A 1731-nucleotide genomic window follows, 5' to 3' on the forward strand; every position below is an offset into this window, starting at 1 on the left:
GTTTCATATATGTCAGGATTGTTTAAGTTGTTATCAAAATCTTTATCAACGAAGAATAATAAGTTATATTTATCTTTTTGATGCTTTATTTTATTATATATTTTTAATACGTTGTTTTTGTTTTTGCAAGAAAAATTAAAATAATCCTTATCAACTATATTTTTTATCCTGCTAGAATAATAATTTGCATCAAATCCTTCATAAAAACAAAATAGTTTATTACAATTTTCTTGCTTTGCAGATAAAATATATTTTTGATATACTATTGCAATACTATTTTCCACAGCAGATTTCAAACTATCTTTTGTTATCATAGCTGATACATTCTTTTAAAGGGGTTGCATATTCAAATAAATCATTCTCAAAAATAAATGGGGAATGCGTTACTGCAATTAATAAATCACATTTTCTTGAGTTTATGATGTCAGGTAGTAATAGTTGTTGCCAAAATATTGATAATGACAATTCAGGTTCATCGAATAAAACAATATATTTATCAGTTTCTTCTAAATATATTTTTGAAAAAAGTGAAACAATTTGTTTTTCTCCGGAAGATAATTTTTTAAGCTGAACCTCTGAAGTACCATGAATTTCTTTGTATTTCTCGTTTTCATGTTGAATATATAATTTAACTTCTCTTTCGTCATAAACATATTTTTTTTCGGTTAAATAATGATTACAAACTTCAACGAATTTTTTGATTGCAATATCTTGTTTCTCTTGTTTATTATAAAGACTAGTAAGTTTTTCAATGAAGAAAATTAAGCCTTTATTATCTGTATTTCCTGTTTCAATATATTCATTAATTTTGTGTCGATCTTCAGTACTCATGTTTGGACCGATTCTATCTAATATGATATTTAGTTTATAAGCATCGATTTTTTTCTTGTTACTTAATTTAACATTTGGAAAATCAGTCAATAGCTGGTGAAGCATCTCAGCACTGATATCTGAAAACCCTATCATTGAAGAATGGGCAATTTTATTGGTAATGTAGTCTATTCTCTCTTCAACATCAGACATTCCAAATTGCATTATATCTGTGTGATCATATTGCTGATAAAATAAGTCTCTTTTAACTTTTATTCTAAAATTCTCATTTACATCGTCTTTATTTAAAATTCCTATATTTTTAATATCCTCCTCAATTCTTCTATACGTGGGAAAATACAAAATTTTACAATCTACATTTTCATCGATTTTTTTTATTTCATCAAAAAATTTATTTCCATCAATTTCATCAAAATGTTTACGGATCATTTCAAAGATATAATTAGCTGGAGCGTTGATTTTGATTCCTATTTTTTTTAAAGCAGATTGTAATTCTAATCTTTTATATTGATTTTGCGAAAAATTATCATCAATAATTTGGCGTATTTTTTTTTCATCTTCCCTTGAAATTTCTGACAGCAATTCACTAAAATGACTTCCCGAATTCTCTTTATTTAATTTAATGTGTTTTTCTAAAACATCTTTTTGAATATATACTTTAGTTTTATTTTCGAATATTATTTCAATTGACTCAAAATTTAACAAATTGAGTTTTTCAAAATTCTTTGATAGTGTATAATATATAATATTTAGAACTGTAGTTTTGCCTAGACCATTTTCGCCTATTAGAATTTTATTTGGACCTAAAAAATCTATATGAATATCTCTGTAGCCATATAGTTTATTAATATTGAATGTTTTTAGTTTCATATTGTTATTAGTTTATTAAATATTATTACC

Annotated in this window: 2 protein-coding genes; both read right to left on the reverse strand. The window is 24.7% G+C overall.

Annotated elements, in window-relative coordinates:
• The coding region (locus DD829_RS16280) for a DUF4435 domain-containing protein (protein ID WP_116547938.1) at positions 1-314 on the reverse strand (314 nt) is incomplete at its 3' end.
• Complete coding sequence (locus DD829_RS16285; protein WP_228408230.1) at positions 298-1701, reverse strand: ATP-binding cassette domain-containing protein; 1404 nt, start codon at positions 1699-1701, stop codon at positions 298-300. The genes DD829_RS16280 and DD829_RS16285, both read right to left, overlap by 17 nt.
• Positions 1702-1731 lie beyond the last annotated feature (30 nt).

Origin of the sequence: Chryseobacterium sp. HMWF035, from assembly GCF_003094695.1 — a bacterium.
Taxonomy (GTDB): domain Bacteria; phylum Bacteroidota; class Bacteroidia; order Flavobacteriales; family Weeksellaceae; genus Chryseobacterium; species Chryseobacterium gambrini.

Excerpts from the sequence above, each read along its gene's own strand:
- DD829_RS16285 (WP_228408230.1), bottom strand. The coding sequence starts at position 1,701 with ATGAAACTAAAAACATTCAATATTAATAAACTATATGGCTACAGAGAT.